The organism is Verminephrobacter aporrectodeae subsp. tuberculatae At4 (assembly GCF_000193225.1).
Taxonomy (GTDB): domain Bacteria; phylum Pseudomonadota; class Gammaproteobacteria; order Burkholderiales; family Burkholderiaceae_C; genus Acidovorax; species Acidovorax aporrectodeae.
In genome coordinates this window covers 1-1,573 of the sequence record NZ_AFAL01000763.1, presented here as the reverse complement: position 1 = coordinate 1,573, position 1,573 = coordinate 1, and the positions used below count along the sequence as shown (strand labels likewise).

Here is a 1,573-nt window from a genome sequence, read left to right as displayed (position 1 = left end):
AGCCCGTCAACGGCTTTGAGATCAGCGACATCGTGTGCACCAACGGCACGCTGAGCGCGCCCGTGGCCAACGCCGAGGGCACGGTCTGGACGGCCGCCTTCACGCCCACGGCCAACGTCAACGCCCCGGTGAATGTCATCACCGTAAGCCTCGCCGGGGTGACCGGCGCCGCTGGCAACGCCGGCGCGGGTCGAGTCAGCAGCACCAACTACACCGTAAACACCACCGGAGGCCCCGGCACCGGAGACTCCACCACCGGAGACACCACGCCCCCGGTGTTCAGCAGCGCCTCGGTCAACGGCGACCAGTTGGTGATCAGCTACACCGAAGCGGGCACCCTGGACGGGGCAGCGCTCGCGGGCAACGCAGGCTATGCGGTGAAAAACGCCGCAGGCACAACGGCCATCACCGTGCGCAGCGCCGTGGTGAACGCCACGGCCAAGACCGTGACGCTGACGCTGAGCCGCGCCGTGGCCCACGGGGAGACAGTGAGCGTCAGCTACACCAAACCCGAATCCGGCGCCGTGGTGCAGGACGCTGCGGGCAACGACGCAGTGAGCTTCAGCAGCCAGGCTGTCACCAACAACACGCCCGCGCCAACGGACACCACGCCCCCGGTGTTCAGCAGCGCCGCGGTCAACGGCGACCAGTTGGTGATCAGCTACACCGAAGCGGGCACCCTGGACGGAGCAGCGCTCGCGGGCAACGCAGGCTATGCGGTGAACAACGCCGCAGGCACGGCGGCCATCACCGTGAGCAGCGCCGTGGTGAACGCCACGGCCAAGACCGTGACGCTGACGCTGAGCCGCGCCGTGGCCAGCACGGAGACGGTGACCGTCAGCTACACCAAGCCCGCATCCGGCGCCGTGGTGCAGGACGCTGCGGGCAACGACGCAGTGAGCTTCAGCGGCCAGGCGGTGACGAACAACACGCCCGCGCCAGCAGACACCACGCCCCCGGCGATCAACACCGCCACGGTCAACGGCGACCAACTGGTGCTCAGCTTCAACGACGCGAGCAATCTGGACGCAGACCCGATCCACAAACCGGCGGACGAGGACTTCACGGTGCGGATGGGCGGCTCTGGTGGTGAGCGCAACAACGTCACCAATGTGCTTGTGAATGCGCAGGCAAAAACGATTACGCTGACGCTGACCAGTCACGCGACACCGGGCCAGAGCGTCACCGTCGCCTACAGCGACAGCACGCCCAGCGACACCAGCGGCATACGGGATGAGGTCGGCAACCACCTGGGGAGCTTTTTGGCCATCCCCGTCATGGGACCTCCTGCACCGGACACCCAGCGTCCCACGCTGGCCGCCACCGACCCGATCACGATTGGCGACAACAAACTGGCCCTTGGCGAAAGCACCACCGTCACCATCCGCTTCTCCGAAGCCATCGCTGCCAGCAGTTTCAGCCTCGATGACCTGACCGCGGAGGGGGCCGGCGCGAGGCTGTCCAACCTGCAAAGCACCGACGGCGGAACGACCTGGACGGTCACGCTGGCGGCCCCGACTTTCGATGATTACATAGCGGCCTCCCCCACCATCCCCAACTCGACGAACAACAA

General features: G+C 66.9%; 1 protein-coding gene. It reads left to right on the top strand.

Annotated features, from left to right (window positions below; translation table 11 throughout):
• The coding region (locus VTU_RS29190; RefSeq protein ID WP_010108514.1) for a SwmB domain-containing protein at positions 1–1,573 on the top strand (1,573 nt) is incomplete at both ends.